Raw genomic sequence first — 14,745 nt, 5'->3', positions numbered from 1 at the left:
CCGGGTTGCCGTTGCCTCAGGCGTGCAGGACGCGTTGCTCGATCTTTTGCGACAGGGCCTGGGCGGCGGTCAGCGAAGTGAGCGGGCCGCTGACTGGCTCGCCGTCGCGTACCAGGTACCAACACGCCAGCAACCCCAGATCCCTGAGCGAGGTAGGAACGGCGCTGCCGATAACGGACATGATCTGAACCTTGGGCATAAGTACCTCCATCAATCAATGGGGCTACCTTACGGGCCGAGAGGTTCTACGAAAAATCACCGCGCTCGATAGTGGACATCGATACCGGCGAAAACAGCGCCAGCCCGATCAGTCGACGACCTGATCGAGCATGTGGACCACTTCCGGGTCGTGCAACAGGCCCTTGCGCACCAGGTGCTCGGCCAGCAGGGCCAGGAACTTGGCGCTGCGGTGGCCTTCCAGATGCTTGAGTTCGGTCAGGGCGCTGTACACCTTGCTGGCGGTGCCCAGGGTGGGGGAGTGGTGGGGGTTCTGGGTTGGCATGGGCGTCGTCCTTGTTGTTATGTGGCCGTTTTGTGGACAGATCCGATCTTGCGGACCTGGCATGATATAAATATGACAGCCGCAGGCTTCAACATACGGGCTGCCTTTGGCAACACTATTGCCGGATTGAATCGCAAAAGCTGTCCCGGCTGCGACCTCTGCAAGATTTATTCAGACGTTTCAGGGTTGTTTCAAACGCAACAGGCCCCGCTTGCGCAAGCGGGGCCTGTCGGTGGGGGCTGTCTGGCTTACCAACGGCCAGGACCGTAATAGTAGTGGCGAGGCGGGCCGTAGTAGCCGCGAGGTGGGCCGTAGTACACCGGGGCCGGACGGTAATAGACCGGCGGGCCTTCCACGTACACCGGCTGTGGCTGGTAGTAGACCGGTGGCGGCGCGGCATAGATCGGTTGCGGCTGAACATAGACCGGTTGTTGCACGTAGACCGGGCGGCTCTGGTTGGCGATCACCGAACCCACTACCGCGGCGCCGACCACGGCACCGACTACCGCCGGTCCACCCCAACCACCGCCACCGTGGGCGGACGCTTGACCGGCGACAGCAAGTGCACCAATGAGCAAGGCTATCTTGGGGATTTTACGCATCATGGCTATTCCTCGGTTCCGACCCCAGCGCTCGGTCTGCAATAGACACGAGAACTGTCGCGGGGATACTTCTAAGACAGCGATTTTCCGAAAAACTGCACAGCCGCCGGGTAAATTTTGTGTAAGGTCTGTACCGGCTTCTTTACCCCTCATCCGTGGGCGGCGGGCCTGTTTTTCAGGCACCGTCGATATGATCGGGCAGAACCCGATGGCTGGCTAATCCCGTCTATCCGAAAGTGCGTTCCAAGGAGATCAACATGCAGATGAACCCCAACAAAGACACCCAATTGTGTATGTCGTTGTCAGGGCGTCCGGGGAATTTCGGCCTGCGCTTTCACAATCATTTGTATGAACAGCTGGGCTTGAACTTCTACTACAAGGCGTTCAGCAGCCAGGACCTGCCAGGCGCCGTCGGTGGGATCCGTGCCCTGGGCATTCGCGGCTGTGGCGTGTCCATGCCGTTCAAGGAGGCCTGCATTGCCCTGGTGGACGAACTGGACGCCTCGGCCAGCGCGATCCAGTCGATCAACACCATCGTCAACACCAACGGCCACCTCAAGGCCTACAACACCGATTACATCGCCGTCGCCCAGTTGCTCGACAGCCACCGGATCCCCAAGGACACCCGCTTTGCCCTGCGCGGCAGCGGCGGCATGGCCAAGGCGGTGGCCAGCGCCTTGCGCGATGGTGGCTACCGCGATGGCGTGATAGTCGCCCGCAATGCCGGGGCCGGGCAGGCCCTCGCCGACTCCCTGGGCTATGCCTGGCAGGCGGAGCTGGGCGAGCTGCGCCCGCAGATGCTGATCAACGTCACCCCGATCGGCATGAACGGTGGTCCCGAGGCCGATCAGCTGGCGTTCCCGGTCGAGGCGATCCAGGCCGCGCGCACCGTGTTCGACGTGGTGGCGGTTCCGGCGGAAACCCCGCTGATCCTGCGCGCCCGGATGGAGGGCAAGCAGGTGATCACCGGCCTGGAAGTGATCGCCATCCAGGCCCTGGAGCAGTTCGTGCTGTACACCGGCATGCGCCCCAGCGCCGAGCAGTTCCAGCAGGCGGTGGCCTTCGCCAGGGCCTGATCGGCGGGGGGAGCGGGGTATGTTGGTGGGGCGTGGAGCCGTGCCTATACTGGTCGCCAGCAAGCCAAGACTTGCCCCTGCTCCACGCCACCCTGATCGAGGTCTGTATGCCACCTGCCATTCTCAATCTGGATCAGGCGGATCTTCAGCCGCTGCCTGAAGCCCTGAGCCCCACCGGCGACACCGCCGGCCGTTATGTCCAGCGCATCGCCCGTATCGGCCAGCAACTGGGCGCGCAGAAGCTCGGTTACCGGCTGATTGCCCTGGGCCCGGGGATGCGCGCCAGCCCCTTCCATAACCATCGCGTCAACGAAGAAATGTTCTACATAGTCGCTGGCGAGGGCGAAATCCGCCTGGGCGCCGAGCGTTTTGCCATCCGCGCCGGTGACGTGATCGCCTGCCCGCCGGGCGACATGGACACCGCGCACCAGATCATCAACACCAGCCAGGGTGAGTTGCGCTACCTGGCGGTCAGCACCCAGGAAGCACCGGATATCTGCGAGTACCCGGATTCCGGCAAATATGTGGTGATGAAGGACTTCAAGATCGACGACCAGGGCAATGCCTCGGGATTCGTCGCGGTGGCGCGGCATGCGGACGAGGTGGATTACTGGGATGGGGAGTAGGGGGCTTTTGTAGCCTTCGAGGCGTTGCTCCGACTGCGGCAGCGGCTACCAGGCGCTGCCGCAGGAGCGGGGGTGATCAGCCTTCGAGTTTCGCCAGGCGTTCTTCGAGGGCGGCGATGCGCGCTTCCAGCTCTTCGATGCGCTCCGCCGATACGCCGCCGGCCGAGCTGCGTTCCACCGGGTTCTGCCGGGCGGCGAGGATCGCTTCGATATCCGCCGGGTCTCCCAGGGCATGCATGTAGCGATCTTCGCGCTGGCCGGCCTGGCGCGGAATCAGCAGCGCCAGGCCACGGGCGATCAGGCGCTCCAGTTGATGCACCACCTGTTCGCTGTCTTCGAAGTCGTGCATGCGCCCGCTGCGGGTCAGCAGTTCGTTGACGGTCTGCGGGCCACGCAAGAACAGCAGGCCAGCCAGTGCCACTTGCGCTGGCACCAGTTCCAGCGCCTTGTCCAGGCGATGCTCCCAGCGGTCGGCACGGCTGCCCATCACCAGGCGGGCGAAGCCGCTGTTTTCCAGGGCGCGCAGGCTCTGGCCGACCTGGCCCTGGGTCAGGTTCATCACCGGTTCGCGGCTGGTTTTCTGGTTGCAGGCGATGACCAGGGCATTGAGGGTCAGCGGATAGGTTTCCGGGCTGGTGGCCTGCTTCTCGATCAGCGACCCGAGAATGCGCAGTTCGGTGCTGCTCAGTTGCAATTGCTCGCTGGAGGTTTCTTGCTCGATGCTCATCGCGCTTTCCCTATGCTGTCGAAGGCGACTAGCCTAATCCTTGCTGGATAAAAGACAAGCCGCCGGCGAGGCCCAGGCAGGTCTATAATCGCGCCACCTTTGTTTCCGCTTTTTTCCGTCAGCCTGTCGAGATCACCATGACCATTTCCCTGTACGCCGCCTCCGTTCCTGTCTTCAAGCAAATGCTCAACGCCCTGAGCGATGTCCTGAACAAGGCCGAAGCCCACGCCACGGCAAAGAACATCGACCCGAATGCCTTCCTGCAGGCCCGCCTGTACCCGGACATGTTCCCGCTGATCCGCCAGGTGCAGATCGCCGTCGACTTCGCCAAGGGCGTTTCGGCCCGCCTGGCCGAAGTCGAGCTGCCGAAGTACGACGATACTGAAACCACCTTTGCCGAGTTGCAGGCGCTGCTGGCCAAGGTCCTGGCCTTTATCGACGGCATCCAGCCGGCGCAGATCGATGGCAAGGAAGGCATCGAGATCGTCACCCGTCCGGGCACCCCGAAAGAGAAGCGCTTCAGCGGCCAGTCCTACCTGCTGACCTACGGCCTGCCGCAGTTCTTCTTCCATGTCACCACCACCTACGCGATCCTGCGTCACAACGGCGTGGAAATCGGCAAGCGCGACTACATGGGCGCTTTCTGAGACAGCCGTCTTCTGATGTAGCCGGCTGCTAAGCCGATAAAAAAGCCCGGCAAGGTGCGAGCCTTGCCGGGCTTTTTAGTGCGCGCTGTTCATGCAGGCTCAGGCGGTCTGGCGGACCTTCTCTTCCTGGGCCATGCACGCGGCGGCGGTGAAGAGCACATCGGTGGAGGAGTTCAGCGCGGTTTCCGCCGAGTCCTGCAGCACGCCGATGATGAAGCCGACCGCGACCACTTGCATGGCGATTTCGCTGGGGATGCCGAACAGGCTGCAGGCCAGCGGAATTAACAGCAGCGAGCCACCAGCCACGCCGGAGGCACCGCAGGCGCAGATGGCGGCGACCACGCTGAGCAGCACGGCGGTAGGCAGGTCGACGGCGATACCCAGGGTATGCACGGCCGCCAGGGTCAGCACGGTGATGGTGATGGCGGCGCCGGCCATGTTGATGGTGGCCCCCAGCGGGATCGACACCGAGTAGGTGTCTTCATGCAGGCCCAGGCGCTTGCTCAGTTCCAGGTTGACCGGAATGTTGGCCGCCGAACTGCGGGTGAAGAAGGCGGTGATGCCGCTTTCACGCAGGCACATGAGCACCAGCGGGAACGGGTTGCGGCGGATCTTCCAGAACACGATCAGCGGGTTCATTACCAGCGCGACGAACAGCATGCAGCCGATTAGCACCGCCAGCAGGTGCATATAACCGAGCAGGGCGCCGAAGCCGGAGGTGGCCAGGGTCGAGGCCACCAGGCCGAAGATGCCCAGCGGGGCGAAGCGGATCACTACTCGGACGATCAGGGTCACGCCATTGGACAGGTCGTCCAGCACGGTGCGGGTGGTGTCGCCGGCGTGGCGGATGGCCACGCCCATGCCGATGGCCCAGGCCAGGATGCCGATGAAGTTGGCGTTCATCAGCGCGCTGACCGGGTTGTCCACCACGCTCAGCAGCAGGCTTTGCAGGACTTCGTTGATGCCGCCGGGGGCGGAGATGGCGACGTCATGGGTGCTCAGCACCAGGGAGGAGGGGAACAGGCTGCTGGCGACCACCGCCACCGCCGCCGCGGCGAAAGTGCCCAGCAGGTAGAGCCAGAGGATCGGGCGGATATGGGTTTCCTGGCCGTGCTTGTGGTTGGCGATGGAGGCCATCACCAGCACGAACACCAGGATCGGCGCGACGGCTTTCAGCGCCGAGACAAAGACCTTGCCGATAAAGGCGGTGGATTTCGCCAGTTCGGGGGCCAGCAGTGCCAGGGCGATACCGGCGACCAGGCCAATGACGATCTGCGTGACCAGGCTGGTGCGTTTGAGTTTTTCCAGGAGCGACGGGGGTGAAGCAGTCATAACGGTATCTCTGATTTTTTTAATGTGCCGTGCGTCGACGGGGGACGCCGTGCTGATGAGTTGCTAAAGGTACGGGGTGTTGCGGCAGGGGGCGGACTTTATCACACGGGGTTCACCCACGGATGTGACGATCTGCCACCTGAGCCTTCAGGGCAGCCTGTGGTTTTTTCGCCGCTGCCCCAGACATGCGCGGACACATTCTGTTAGGATTCGCCATCCTCTTCTCATCTCCAGTCAGCGGGCCCCCAGGCCATCGCTGATGTCGTTGTTTCCGGAGTTTTCCATGCTGTTGCCTATTCTGCTGTTGTCGGCCGCCGGTTTTACCGTGCTGACGACGGAGTTCATCATTGTCGGCCTGCTGCCTTCGATTGCCCGGGATCTTGCGGTCAGCGTGCCGCAGGCCGGCCTGCTGGTGACCTTGTTCGCCTTCACCGTGGCGGCATTCGGGCCGTTCCTCACGGCCTATTTCGCCCGTTTCCAGCGCAAGCGCCTGTTTATTTCGGTGCTGGTGATGTTCGGCCTGGCCAACACCCTGGCGGCGCTGGCGCCGAATATCTGGGTGATGGCGGTCGCGCGGCTGATCCCGGCGCTGGGCTTGCCGGTGTTCTGGGCCCTGGCCAGCGAAACCGCGGTGGACATCGTCGGCCCCGACTATGCCGGACGGGCCATCGCCAAGATCGGCTTCGGCATCGTCTGCGCCACGGTGTTCGGCATTCCGGTGGGCACGCTGATTTCCGATGCCTTCGGCTGGCGCAGCGCGTTTGGCATCCTGGCGCTGGTGGCCTTTGCCAAGGCGTTGCTGCTGTATGTCTACCTGCCGCAGACCCGCGTGCACAACGAGCAGGCCAGCCTGCGCTCGCAGTTCGGCATCCTGCGCAGTCCCTTGATGCAGGGGCATGTGCTGCTGTCGATCCTGGTGTTCAGCGGCATGTTCACCGCCTACACCTACCTGGCGGATATCCTCGAACGCCTGGCCGGTTTCAACGGCACGCTGGTGGGCTGGTGCCTGATGGGCTTCGGCGCGGTGGGGCTGATCGGCAACTCGCTGGGCGGCCGGGCGGTGGACCGTCATCCGTTGCTGGCGTCCATGGGCTTCTGCGCCTTGATGATCGGCGGCATGGTGGCGCTGGTGCCGAGCATCCACTCGCCGGTGGGTCTGGCGGCGGCCATGGGTATCTGGGGGGTGACCCAGGCGGCGCTGTTTCTGGTCAGCCATGTTCGCCTGATCAAGGCCGCGCCCCAGGCGCCGGCGTTTGCCGCATCGTTGAATATCGCCGGGGCCAACCTGGGGATCGGCCTGGGCGCCATGGTCGGTGGCCGGGTGATCGACACTCTGGGGCTGGGCAGCCTGGGGTTCGCCGCCGCCGGTTTTATCCTGGTGTCGATCCTGCTGGCCCTGCTGTTGATGACCCTCAAGCCACAGGCCAGCTGCGCCTGACTCTCCTCAAGCACCCATGGCGGTGAACAGCTCGCGGCGGGCGCCTTCGGTGATCGCCACGATGCCGGGGTGCTTGACCTTGCGTTCGACCGAAATGGCGTAGAACGACTCGCTGACCGCGTCGGTCTGGCCGATCAGTTGCACGCCGTATTGGCGCCGCACTTCGTCGGCGATCACGCTGGGACTGATAAAGATCCCGCTGCCCGACTGGCCGAATGCCTGCATCAAGGCGCTGTCGTCGAACTCACCGATGATCCTGGGTTGTATCTGTTGCTCGGCCAGCCAGCGCAGCAAGCGGCTGCGTACTACTGTTTCCTGTCCGGGAATCAGCAACGGAGCGCCATGCAGGCTGTGGGGGAAGTCCGTTCCATAGCGCTCGGCCAGTTCCTCGGTGGCGAAAAAACTGATGCCGCATTCGCCGAGTTTCTGGCTGTAGCCCTTGATGTCCAGGTGCGAGGGCATGGGGCTGTCGGAAATCACCAGGTCCAGACGCTGGATGGCCAGGTCGGCCAGCAGGCGTTCGAGTTTGTCCTCGCGGCAGGTGATGCGGATCGGCTCGTTCAGTTCCATGGTCGGGGCGATCAGGCGGTAGACGATCGATTTGGGCACCACATCGGCCACGCCGACCCGAAACAGGATCTGCTGCTCGTTGGGCTGGGCCTGGAGCATGGCTTCCAGCTCGCCGCCGAGCTGGAACATCTGCTCGGCGTAGGGCAGGGTCTGGCGCCCGGCTTCGGTCAGCTCCAGTTGCCGGCCGACCCGGCGAAACAGCTCGATGCCGTAGGTCTGTTCGAGCAGGGTGATCTGCCCGCTGATGGTTTGCGGGGTCAGGTTCAGTTGCTCGCAGGCTCGGACGATGCTGCCGGTCTTGGCGACGACCCAGAAGTAGTGCAGTTGGCGGTAATTGAGCATGGCTGGCTTTTGATTCGTAAAAACCGAAGTATAGCTGTTAAAAATACGAATTTTCCTGAAGTGTTCACCTCCATAGAATGCCTCGCTATTAACGGGCCATCCTCTCGGCCCGCTCCGTTCTAACGAGGAAAGCGCAATGACCTATAAATCCATCGCCGCATCGTTGCTGGCGTTGTCCTTGATCACCCTCGCCGGTTGCGAGCAAGCGGAAAAAAGCGCGCAACAGCTGTTGGGCAAGGCCGCGGAAAACGCCAAGCAGGCGATCGACGACACGCACAAGGCCGCCGAACAGGCGATCAGCGACGCGACCCAAGGCTTGATCAGCAAGCAGGAAAAGCCGGCTGACGAGGCCAAAGAGCCTACCTCGTCGTCCCAGGAAATCTGATCCCCTCATACCCCCGACTCAGGACTGAGCCATGGAATACCTTTTACAACTCGCCGCCAGCCCCACCGCCTGGGTCGCCCTGGCAACCCTGGTGGTCATGGAAATCGTGCTCGGCATCGATAACCTGATCTTCATTTCGATCCTGACCAACAAGCTGCCCGAGCAGCACCGAGCCAAGGCCCGGCGGATCGGTATCGGCATGGCCCTGATCCTGCGTCTGGCGCTGCTCAGCACCATCGCCTTCATCGTGCAGCTGACCGAGCCGGTGATCGATGTCTTCGGCCAGGTCTTCTCCTGGAAGGACATGATCCTGATTGCCGGCGGCCTGTTCCTGCTGTGGAAGGCCACCACGGAGATCCATCACAGCATGGACCCGGAGCCGCAGGACAGCAAAAGCGAGACCGCTGGCGTGTCCCTGGGTTTTGCCGCGGCGATCGGCCAGATCCTGATGCTGGACATGGTGTTCTCCATCGACAGCATCATCACCGCGGTCGGCATGACCGAACACTTGCCGATCATGATCATCGCGGTGGTGGTGTCGGTACTGGTGATGTTGCTGGCGGCCGAGCCTCTGGCCAAGTTCATCAATGACAACCCGACGGTGGTCATGCTGGCCCTGGGCTTCCTGATCATGATCGGCATGACGCTGATTGCCGAAGGTTTCGGTGCCCATGTGCCAAAAGGTTATGTGTACGCGGCCATGGCCTTCTCGGCGGCCATCGAAGGGTTGAATATGCTGGCCCGTCGTGCCCGGCAGAAGCGGGCGGTGGCGGAGGCTGAAGTCGAAGCCTGATTCGCGGCAACAACTGACGGCGGCCTGTGTTCAAGGACACAGGCCGCCGTTTTTTATTGGGTGGGAGAAACAGCGCCAGTCAGTGCGCAGTGGCGTGATGCCGGGCCGGGCTTGCGGTTTTCGCGGTGGGAGTCGGCAAGCGCGGATGATGGTGTCGGCGAGCGATCCGCAGGACGCCCCAGAGCATGGCAGCGGCGACGGCCAGCCAGCCGCCGATCAGCATCAGGATTGTCGTTGTCAGGCTCATACATGCCTCCTTTTTGCCCTGTCCGGGCACACTCTCTTTGCAATGGACAGTCTAGTCGTGGATGTGTTTCAAGCCATTGACCAATAGTCGAGTGTCCTCAAACTGTTTGCTCTATGGGGCGCAAATTACTGCGGCTGGACGCTATACCCCTGCATCGCGGCGCCCTATGATCAGCGTTTCGGCCGGGGCTCCTGGCTTGGCGTCTGCACAAGAGAGTCATGATGGAACGGATGTTTCTGCGATTTCGAACACTGTTGTTGGCGGGCGCCTGCGCCCTGACGCTGGCCGGTTGCGCCAGCAGCGTGCAGCCGGAGATTCAGCGCCTGCCCGAGCGGGTGGAACTCAACGGCGTAGCGTTTTTCCGCGGCGAAACCTTTCAGAGCGGCCCTGGCGCCCTGGCCAGCATGCTGTCCCAGCAAGGTATCGCAATTACTCCAGGTCTGCTGGACAAGCCGCTGCATCTGCCAGGCGCCGAGGCGAAGTTGCAGCAGAACATGCTGACCCTGGCGCGTGAGTACGGGATGGTGGTCTATCCGCTGGACGCCAATCTGGCGGCGCTGCTGACCCAGGTTGCCGCGGGATACCCGGTGATGGTGCGTTACACCGAAGGCTCGGCGTTCTGGGCCGAGCCTCGTTATGCCGTATTGGCCGGTTACAACCGGCACAAGCAGACGGTGTTGCTGCGAGCGGGAATGAATCGTCGCCTGTTGATAGACTTTGCCAAGTTCGAGTCGGCCTGGAGCAGCGCGGGGCGCTGGGCGGTGCTGATTCAGGGGCCGACCCAGGTGCCGGCCCAGGTCGATCGTCAGCGTTGGCTGAAGGCGGCCGATGAGTTGGCCCAGGCCGGGCAGGAGAACGCGGCGGCGCGGGCGACCAAGGCGTTGAGCGCCAACTGAGGTTGCAGAAACGCTGACGGCGCCCTTGGGCGCCGTCCTTTGAAAGGGCTGCGATCGACGGATCTGCAGCCTTTTTTGTGTCTGCCAGGTTCTATTCGGCAGTCTGGGCGACGCCGCTCTGACGACTTTTCAGGTTTTTACCGGCCTTGTAGCTCAAGGCGGCATTCGGTACCGAGCTGCTTTTACCGGTTTCCAGCCACTGGCGGATGCGGCTGGCATCGGCGAAGTGCGTGTATTTGCCAAAGGCGTCGAGAATCACCAGGGCGACCGGGCGGTTGCTCATGCTGGTCACCAGTACCAGGCAGTGGCCTGCTTCATCGGTAAAGCCGGTCTTGGTCAGCTTGATGTCCCAGTTGGCCTTGTTGACCAGGTGATCGGTGTTGCGAAAACCCAGGGTGTAGTTGGGTTTGCGGAACGCCACGGTCTTTTCCTTGGTGGTGCTCAGCTCGCTCAGCAGCGGGTATTTGCGCGCCGCCAGCAACAGTTTGCTCAGGTCCCGTGCGGTGGACACGTTATGGACCGACAGGCCTGTCGGCTCGACATAGTGCGTGCTGGTCATGCCCAGCGCCTTGGCCTTGGCGTTCATGGCGGCAATAAAGGCTGCGTACCCGCCCGGGTAGTGGTGGGCGAGGCTGGCGGCGGCGCGGTTTTCCGACGACATCAGGGCGATCAGCAGCATCTCCTTGCGCGGCAGCTCGCTCTTGAGCTTGACCCGGGAAAACACGCCTTTCATTTCCGGGGTGTTGCTGATGTCCACGGAAATGTACTCATCCAGTGGTTGCTTGGCGTCGAGTACGATCAGGCCGGTCATCAGCTTGGTCACCGACGCGATGGGCACGACCACGTCGGGATTGCTGGAATAGATGACCTTGTTGGTCTGCAGATCCAGCAGCAGGGCGCTGCCGGAGGCAATATGCAGTTGGGAAGGGTCGCGCGGCGCTTCGGTGGTTTCGCGAGCGACGACGCTCTGCGTGATAAAGGTGCCTGTAAATGCAAAAAATAGGCTCAGGATAGAAAGACGGATTTTCACGCGGGCGGACTCATAAAGTGGATATGCCGTTCTACAACGGGCTGCTTTCAGAAAAACGTTACATTTTATGAGTATGTGCCAGGAAAGAGCTACACGCCCGTAGGTAAAGGGCTTCAGGTAAATTAAATTTCATCCTGTATCAGTTTTGTATCAGTTCGATCCCCTTCTTTCTGGTGGGGTGATCGTCACTGCAAGCGGGGAGATTCGCTTCAGGGTTTCGGCGAGCAGAAACAAAGAACCCCGCCAGTGGCGGGGTTCTTTTATCCGGGCTATTTCCCAGGGTCAGTCGTGCAGCGTTTCTGCCGCATACAGCGTGTTTTCCAGCAGGCAGGCGCGAGTCATCGGGCCAACGCCACCGGGTACCGGGGTGATCCAGCCGGCGCGGGGCAGGGCGGTCTCGTAGACCACGTCGCCCACCAGCTTGCCGTCTTCCTGGCGGTTGATGCCGACGTCGATGACGATGGCGCCTTCCTTGATCCACTCACCCTTGACCAGGCCCGGCTTGCCGGCGGCCACGACCACCAGATCGGCACGCCCGACGTGGCCGGCCAGATCCTTGGTGAAGCGGTGGGTGACGGTAACGGTGCAACCGGCCAGCAGCAGCTCCATCGCCATCGGACGACCAACGATGTTGGAAGCACCGACCACTACTGCATCCATGCCGTACAGATCGGCACCGGTGCTTTCCAGCAGGGTCATGATGCCTTTCGGCGTGCATGGACGCAGCAGAGGGATGCGTTGGGCCAGGCGACCGACGTTATAAGGATGGAAACCATCCACGTCTTTATCCGGGCGGATGCGCTCCAGCAACTTGGAGGCATCGAGGTGTTCGGGCAGTGGCAGTTGCAGCAGGACGCCGTCGATGTTCGGGTCATCGTTGAGGCGGTCGATCAGGCCGGCCAGTGCTTCTTGAGTGGTGTCGGAAGGTAAGTCATAGGCTTGTGAAAGAAAGCCGACCTCTTCGCAGTCTTTACGCTTGTGCGAGACATAAACCTGAGAGGCCGGGTCGCTGCCGACCAGGATCACCGCGAGGCCTGGAGTACGCAGGCCTTGCTGGCGACGCTCGGCGACACGTTTGGCGATCTGCTGGCGCAGGCTAGCGGCGATCGCTTTGCCGTCGATTAGTTGTGCAGTCATGACGCGTGATTAACCATCGAGAGGGAGAGAAAAAGAGCACGCATTCTCGCATGCCAGGACGTGAGGGCAAAGGCGCTTGGTCTGCAAATTCCCCTAACTCCTTTAATTAAATGAATTTTTTTCAAAAAAGAGTTGACGACCTAGCGGCTCGTCTATAACATTCGTCGCACTTGTCGGGCACAGCCTAGCACTGGTTAAGAAGGTCGGGCGGAGTTGATGTTTAGCTCGTAACGACTGAAAGCACTTAGTTTGTAATCATTAAAGAATACAGATTAATAAGGCGCCCGTAGCTCAGCTGGATAGAGCATCCGCCTTCTAAGCGGATGGTCGCAGGTTCGAGTCCTGCCGGGTGCGCCATTAGGCAGCTTTGGCACAAGTAACGCAACAACGCAATATGGTGGGCGTAGCTCAGTTGGTAGAGCACAGGATTGTGACTCCTGTTGTCGTGGGTTCGATCCCCATCGTCCACCCCATATTCCGAAAGGCGCCAGATTAATAGTCTGGCGCCTTTGCTTTAAAAGCTTGATACGCGGACGTGGTGGAATTGGTAGACACACTGGATTTAGGTTCCAGCGCCGCAAGGTGTAAGAGTTCGAGTCTCTTCGTCCGCACCAATTAAGTAGCTATTTATATAGCAGATAACGGCGCAGCACCTGAAAAGGGCTGCGCCGTTTTCGTTTCAGAAGTCTGCATTTCCAGTGGGTCGCAGGTGCTGGGCCAGGGAAGCGACGAAACACTCGTCCTTTTGTCGCTGGAATGCTGGAGGTTTACCGGTCGGGTTGTGGTCTGGTCCGGCCATCAGGGATGTGATGCGCCATTCCTTCTATATATAGAAGCGTTGGTGCAGAGGCCCTGGTTTGATTCGCTGTATTTGCTCTCAGGGCGAGGCTCAACCCTTGGTCCCCGCCTTTAAATCGCCAGCTGTTTTTTTACCCGTTTTCAGTAGGGTGACTTCTTGAGTTTGACCCACTAGAATGCATGCCCTTGATTCTGGGGTCGGAAACGGCCGGCTAACGTCTGTGCAACGAGGAATATCCATGCAAGTTTCTGTTGAAAATACTTCTGCTCTTGAGCGCCGCATGAGCATCACCGTGCCGGCTGAGCGCATCGAGACACAGGTCAACAAGCGTCTGCAGCAGACTGCCCAAAAGGCCAAGATTCCAGGCTTCCGTCCTGGCAAAGTCCCAATGAGCGTGATCCGTCAGCGTTATGAAGCTGATGCGCGTCAAGAAGCTGTGGGTGACGTGATCCAGGCTTCCTTCTACGAAGCTGTTGTCGAGCAGAAGCTGAACCCGGCTGGCGCTCCTTCGGTTGAACCAAAGGTTCTGGAGAAGGGCAAGGATCTGGAATACGTTGCAACGTTCGAAGTGTTCCCTGAGTTCACCGTTGCCGGTTTCGAGTCCATCGCCGTTGAGCGCCTGAGCGCTGACGTGGCTGATGCCGATCTGGACAACATGCTGGAAATCCTGCGCAAGCAGAACATTCGCTTCGAAGTGGCCGAGCGTGCCGCCCAGAACGAAGATCAGCTGAACATCGATTTCGTCGGCAAGGTCGACGGTGAAGTGTTCGCTGGCGGTTCCGCCAAGGGTACTCAGCTGGTACTGGGTTCCGGCCGAATGATCCCGGGCTTCGAAGAAGGCCTGGTCGGCGCCAAGGCTGGTGAAGAACGCGTTCTGAACCTGACTTTCCCTGAGAACTACCAGAACCTGGACCTGGCTAACAAGGCTGCCGAGTTCACCGTGACCGTCAACACCGTTTCCGAGCCTAAGCTGCCAGAGCTGACCGAAGAGTTCTTCGCTCAATTCGGCATCAAGGAAGCCGGTCTGGAAGGTTTCCGCGCCGAAGTTCGCAAGAACATGGAGCGTGAACTGCGTCAGGCCATCAAGTCCAAGGTCAAGAATCAGGTAATGGACGGCCTGCTGGCTGCCAACCCGATCGAAGTGCCTAAGGCTCTGCTGGACAACGAAGTGAACCGTCTGCGCGTTCAGGCCGTTCAACAGTTCGGTGGCAACATCAAGCCTGATCAACTGCCGGCCGAGCTGTTCGAAGAACAAGCCAAGCGTCGCGTTGTGCTGGGTCTGATCGTGGCCGAAGTGGTCAAGCAATTCGACCTCAAGCCTGACGAAGCCCGCGTGCGTGAGCTGATCCAGGAAATGGCTTCTGCTTACCAAGAGCCGGAGCAGGTCGTGTCCTGGTACTACAAGAACGAGCAGCAACTGAACGAAGTCCGTTCGGTTGTGCTGGAAGAACAAGTTGTGGATACTGTTCTGCAGAAAGCTAGCGTGACCGACAAATCGGTCTCTTACGAAGAAGCGGTCAAGCCGGTAGAAGCACCACAAGCCGACTGATTTTTTACTCGTTCGAAAATACACACCATAAGCCAGCCTTCGTGCTG

At 60.9% G+C, this 14,745-nt stretch carries 17 protein-coding genes and 3 tRNA genes; 11 read left to right on the top strand and 9 right to left on the bottom strand.

The genetic code is table 11. The features are described 5' to 3' along the window. Nucleotides 1–16: 16 nt before the first annotated feature. The 3 genes from C4K38_RS20810 to C4K38_RS20800 form a co-directional block, all read right to left on the bottom strand. Complete coding sequence (locus tag C4K38_RS20810) at nt 17–199, bottom strand: hypothetical protein (protein WP_053279972.1); 183 nt, start codon at nt 197–199, stop codon at nt 17–19. Nucleotides 200–307: 108 nt separating this feature from the next. Continuing rightward, a complete protein-coding gene (locus tag C4K38_RS20805) occupies nt 308–502 on the bottom strand; it encodes a hypothetical protein (RefSeq protein WP_053279971.1) in 195 nt (64 codons plus the stop codon). A 248-nt stretch (nt 503–750) separates the two neighbouring features. After that, the gene (locus C4K38_RS20800) at nt 751–1,107 is read right to left on the bottom strand and encodes a hypothetical protein (RefSeq protein ID WP_053279970.1); all 357 of its coding nucleotides are present in this window, start codon (nt 1,105–1,107) and stop codon (nt 751–753) included. Between the two features lie 254 nt (nt 1,108–1,361). Between C4K38_RS20800 and C4K38_RS20795 the strand changes: the two genes are divergently transcribed. Beyond that, complete coding sequence (locus tag C4K38_RS20795; RefSeq protein ID WP_053279969.1) at nt 1,362–2,180, top strand: shikimate 5-dehydrogenase; 819 nt, start codon at nt 1,362–1,364, stop codon at nt 2,178–2,180. A 107-nt stretch (nt 2,181–2,287) separates the two neighbouring features. Then, complete coding sequence (locus C4K38_RS20790; protein WP_053280017.1) at nt 2,288–2,806, top strand: cupin domain-containing protein; 519 nt, start codon at nt 2,288–2,290, stop codon at nt 2,804–2,806. 76 nt (nt 2,807–2,882) lie between these two features. Here C4K38_RS20790 and C4K38_RS20785 read toward each other — a convergent pair whose 3' ends face one another. Then, entirely contained in the window at nt 2,883–3,533 is a 651-nt protein-coding gene (locus tag C4K38_RS20785) for a YceH family protein (RefSeq protein WP_053279968.1), read from the bottom strand. A 137-nt stretch (nt 3,534–3,670) separates the two neighbouring features. Between C4K38_RS20785 and C4K38_RS20780 the strand changes: the two genes are divergently transcribed. Beyond that, on the top strand, nt 3,671–4,180 hold the full coding sequence (locus tag C4K38_RS20780) for a DUF1993 domain-containing protein (protein ID WP_007927228.1): 510 nt from the start codon (nt 3,671–3,673) through the stop codon (nt 4,178–4,180). 99 nt (nt 4,181–4,279) lie between these two features. Here C4K38_RS20780 and sstT read toward each other — a convergent pair whose 3' ends face one another. Next, nucleotides 4,280–5,512, bottom strand: a complete 1,233-nt coding sequence (sstT, locus tag C4K38_RS20775; RefSeq protein ID WP_053279967.1) for a serine/threonine transporter SstT — start codon at nt 5,510–5,512, stop codon at nt 4,280–4,282. 283 nt (nt 5,513–5,795) lie between these two features. Between sstT and C4K38_RS20770 the strand changes: the two genes are divergently transcribed. Beyond that, nucleotides 5,796–6,950 (top strand): MFS transporter, encoded by a 1,155-nt coding sequence (locus C4K38_RS20770; RefSeq protein ID WP_053279966.1) that lies wholly within the window; start codon nt 5,796–5,798, stop codon nt 6,948–6,950. A gap of 6 nt (nt 6,951–6,956) precedes the next feature. Here C4K38_RS20770 and nhaR read toward each other — a convergent pair whose 3' ends face one another. Further along, nucleotides 6,957–7,862 (bottom strand): transcriptional activator NhaR, encoded by a 906-nt coding sequence (nhaR, locus tag C4K38_RS20765; protein WP_023964284.1) that lies wholly within the window; start codon nt 7,860–7,862, stop codon nt 6,957–6,959. Nucleotides 7,863–7,998: 136 nt separating this feature from the next. Between nhaR and C4K38_RS20760 the strand changes: the two genes are divergently transcribed. Continuing rightward, nucleotides 7,999–8,247, top strand: coding sequence for a hypothetical protein (locus tag C4K38_RS20760; RefSeq protein ID WP_025804783.1), 249 nt, complete (start codon nt 7,999–8,001; stop codon nt 8,245–8,247). A gap of 31 nt (nt 8,248–8,278) precedes the next feature. Further along, the gene (locus C4K38_RS20755) at nt 8,279–9,040 is read left to right on the top strand and encodes a TerC family protein (RefSeq protein ID WP_053279965.1); all 762 of its coding nucleotides are present in this window, start codon (nt 8,279–8,281) and stop codon (nt 9,038–9,040) included. 79 nt (nt 9,041–9,119) lie between these two features. Here the strand turns inward: C4K38_RS20755 and C4K38_RS32365 are convergent, their stop codons facing one another. Further along, nucleotides 9,120–9,287 (bottom strand): hypothetical protein, encoded by a 168-nt coding sequence (locus C4K38_RS32365; protein ID WP_164487016.1) that lies wholly within the window; start codon nt 9,285–9,287, stop codon nt 9,120–9,122. Between the two features lie 221 nt (nt 9,288–9,508). Here C4K38_RS32365 and C4K38_RS20750 point away from each other — a divergent pair, with 221 nt between their 5' ends. Continuing rightward, nucleotides 9,509–10,183 (top strand): PA2778 family cysteine peptidase, encoded by a 675-nt coding sequence (locus C4K38_RS20750; protein WP_053279964.1) that lies wholly within the window; start codon nt 9,509–9,511, stop codon nt 10,181–10,183. 91 nt (nt 10,184–10,274) lie between these two features. Here the strand turns inward: C4K38_RS20750 and pbpG are convergent, their stop codons facing one another. Then, nucleotides 10,275–11,213 carry a D-alanyl-D-alanine endopeptidase gene (gene pbpG, locus C4K38_RS20745; protein ID WP_053279963.1) on the bottom strand — a complete coding sequence of 313 codons (939 nt, stop codon included), beginning with the start codon at nt 11,211–11,213 and terminating at the stop codon, nt 10,275–10,277. Nucleotides 11,214–11,495: 282 nt separating this feature from the next. Further along, the gene (folD, locus tag C4K38_RS20740) at nt 11,496–12,350 is read right to left on the bottom strand and encodes a bifunctional methylenetetrahydrofolate dehydrogenase/methenyltetrahydrofolate cyclohydrolase FolD (RefSeq protein WP_007927213.1); all 855 of its coding nucleotides are present in this window, start codon (nt 12,348–12,350) and stop codon (nt 11,496–11,498) included. A 280-nt stretch (nt 12,351–12,630) separates the two neighbouring features. On the opposite strand from folD, the gene C4K38_RS20735 reads away from it, so the two are divergent. The 4 genes from C4K38_RS20735 (at nt 12,631) to tig (ending at nt 14,698) form a co-directional block, all read left to right on the top strand. Then, nucleotides 12,631–12,707: transfer RNA gene (locus tag C4K38_RS20735), tRNA-Arg, on the top strand. Between the two features lie 40 nt (nt 12,708–12,747). Next, nucleotides 12,748–12,823 (top strand) — tRNA-His (locus tag C4K38_RS20730). Nucleotides 12,824–12,879: 56 nt separating this feature from the next. Further along, nucleotides 12,880–12,964: transfer RNA gene (locus C4K38_RS20725), tRNA-Leu, on the top strand. 423 nt (nt 12,965–13,387) lie between these two features. Continuing rightward, nucleotides 13,388–14,698, top strand: a complete 1,311-nt coding sequence (gene tig / locus C4K38_RS20720) for a trigger factor (RefSeq protein WP_053279962.1) — start codon at nt 13,388–13,390, stop codon at nt 14,696–14,698. Nucleotides 14,699–14,745: the final 47 nt, after the last annotated feature.

The organism is Pseudomonas chlororaphis subsp. piscium, assembly GCF_003850345.1.
In the GTDB taxonomy this organism is placed as follows: Bacteria; Pseudomonadota; Gammaproteobacteria; order Pseudomonadales; family Pseudomonadaceae; genus Aquipseudomonas; species Aquipseudomonas piscium.
The sequence above is the reverse complement of the archived record's forward strand: the minus strand, read 5'-3'. Positions and strand labels throughout refer to the sequence as shown.

Coding starts and splice junctions, on each gene's coding strand:
- sstT (WP_053279967.1), bottom strand. CDS start 5,512: ATGACTGCTTCACCCCCGTCGCTCCTGGAAAAACTCAAACGCACCAGC.
- C4K38_RS20795 (WP_053279969.1), top strand. CDS start 1,362: ATGCAGATGAACCCCAACAAAGACACCCAATTGTGTATGTCGTTGTCA.
- C4K38_RS20790 (WP_053280017.1), top strand. CDS start 2,288: ATGCCACCTGCCATTCTCAATCTGGATCAGGCGGATCTTCAGCCGCTG.
- C4K38_RS20755 (WP_053279965.1), top strand. CDS start 8,279: ATGGAATACCTTTTACAACTCGCCGCCAGCCCCACCGCCTGGGTCGCC.
- C4K38_RS20750 (WP_053279964.1), top strand. CDS start 9,509: ATGGAACGGATGTTTCTGCGATTTCGAACACTGTTGTTGGCGGGCGCC.
- C4K38_RS20760 (WP_025804783.1), top strand. CDS start 7,999: ATGACCTATAAATCCATCGCCGCATCGTTGCTGGCGTTGTCCTTGATC.
- C4K38_RS20780 (WP_007927228.1), top strand. CDS start 3,671: ATGACCATTTCCCTGTACGCCGCCTCCGTTCCTGTCTTCAAGCAAATG.
- folD (WP_007927213.1), bottom strand. CDS start 12,350: ATGACTGCACAACTAATCGACGGCAAAGCGATCGCCGCTAGCCTGCGC.
- nhaR (WP_023964284.1), bottom strand. CDS start 7,862: ATGCTCAATTACCGCCAACTGCACTACTTCTGGGTCGTCGCCAAGACC.
- C4K38_RS20810 (WP_053279972.1), bottom strand. CDS start 199: ATGCCCAAGGTTCAGATCATGTCCGTTATCGGCAGCGCCGTTCCTACC.
- C4K38_RS20800 (WP_053279970.1), bottom strand. CDS start 1,107: ATGATGCGTAAAATCCCCAAGATAGCCTTGCTCATTGGTGCACTTGCT.
- C4K38_RS32365 (WP_164487016.1), bottom strand. CDS start 9,287: ATGAGCCTGACAACGACAATCCTGATGCTGATCGGCGGCTGGCTGGCC.
- C4K38_RS20785 (WP_053279968.1), bottom strand. CDS start 3,533: ATGAGCATCGAGCAAGAAACCTCCAGCGAGCAATTGCAACTGAGCAGC.
- C4K38_RS20770 (WP_053279966.1), top strand. CDS start 5,796: ATGCTGTTGCCTATTCTGCTGTTGTCGGCCGCCGGTTTTACCGTGCTG.
- C4K38_RS20805 (WP_053279971.1), bottom strand. CDS start 502: ATGCCAACCCAGAACCCCCACCACTCCCCCACCCTGGGCACCGCCAGC.
- tig (WP_053279962.1), top strand. CDS start 13,388: ATGCAAGTTTCTGTTGAAAATACTTCTGCTCTTGAGCGCCGCATGAGC.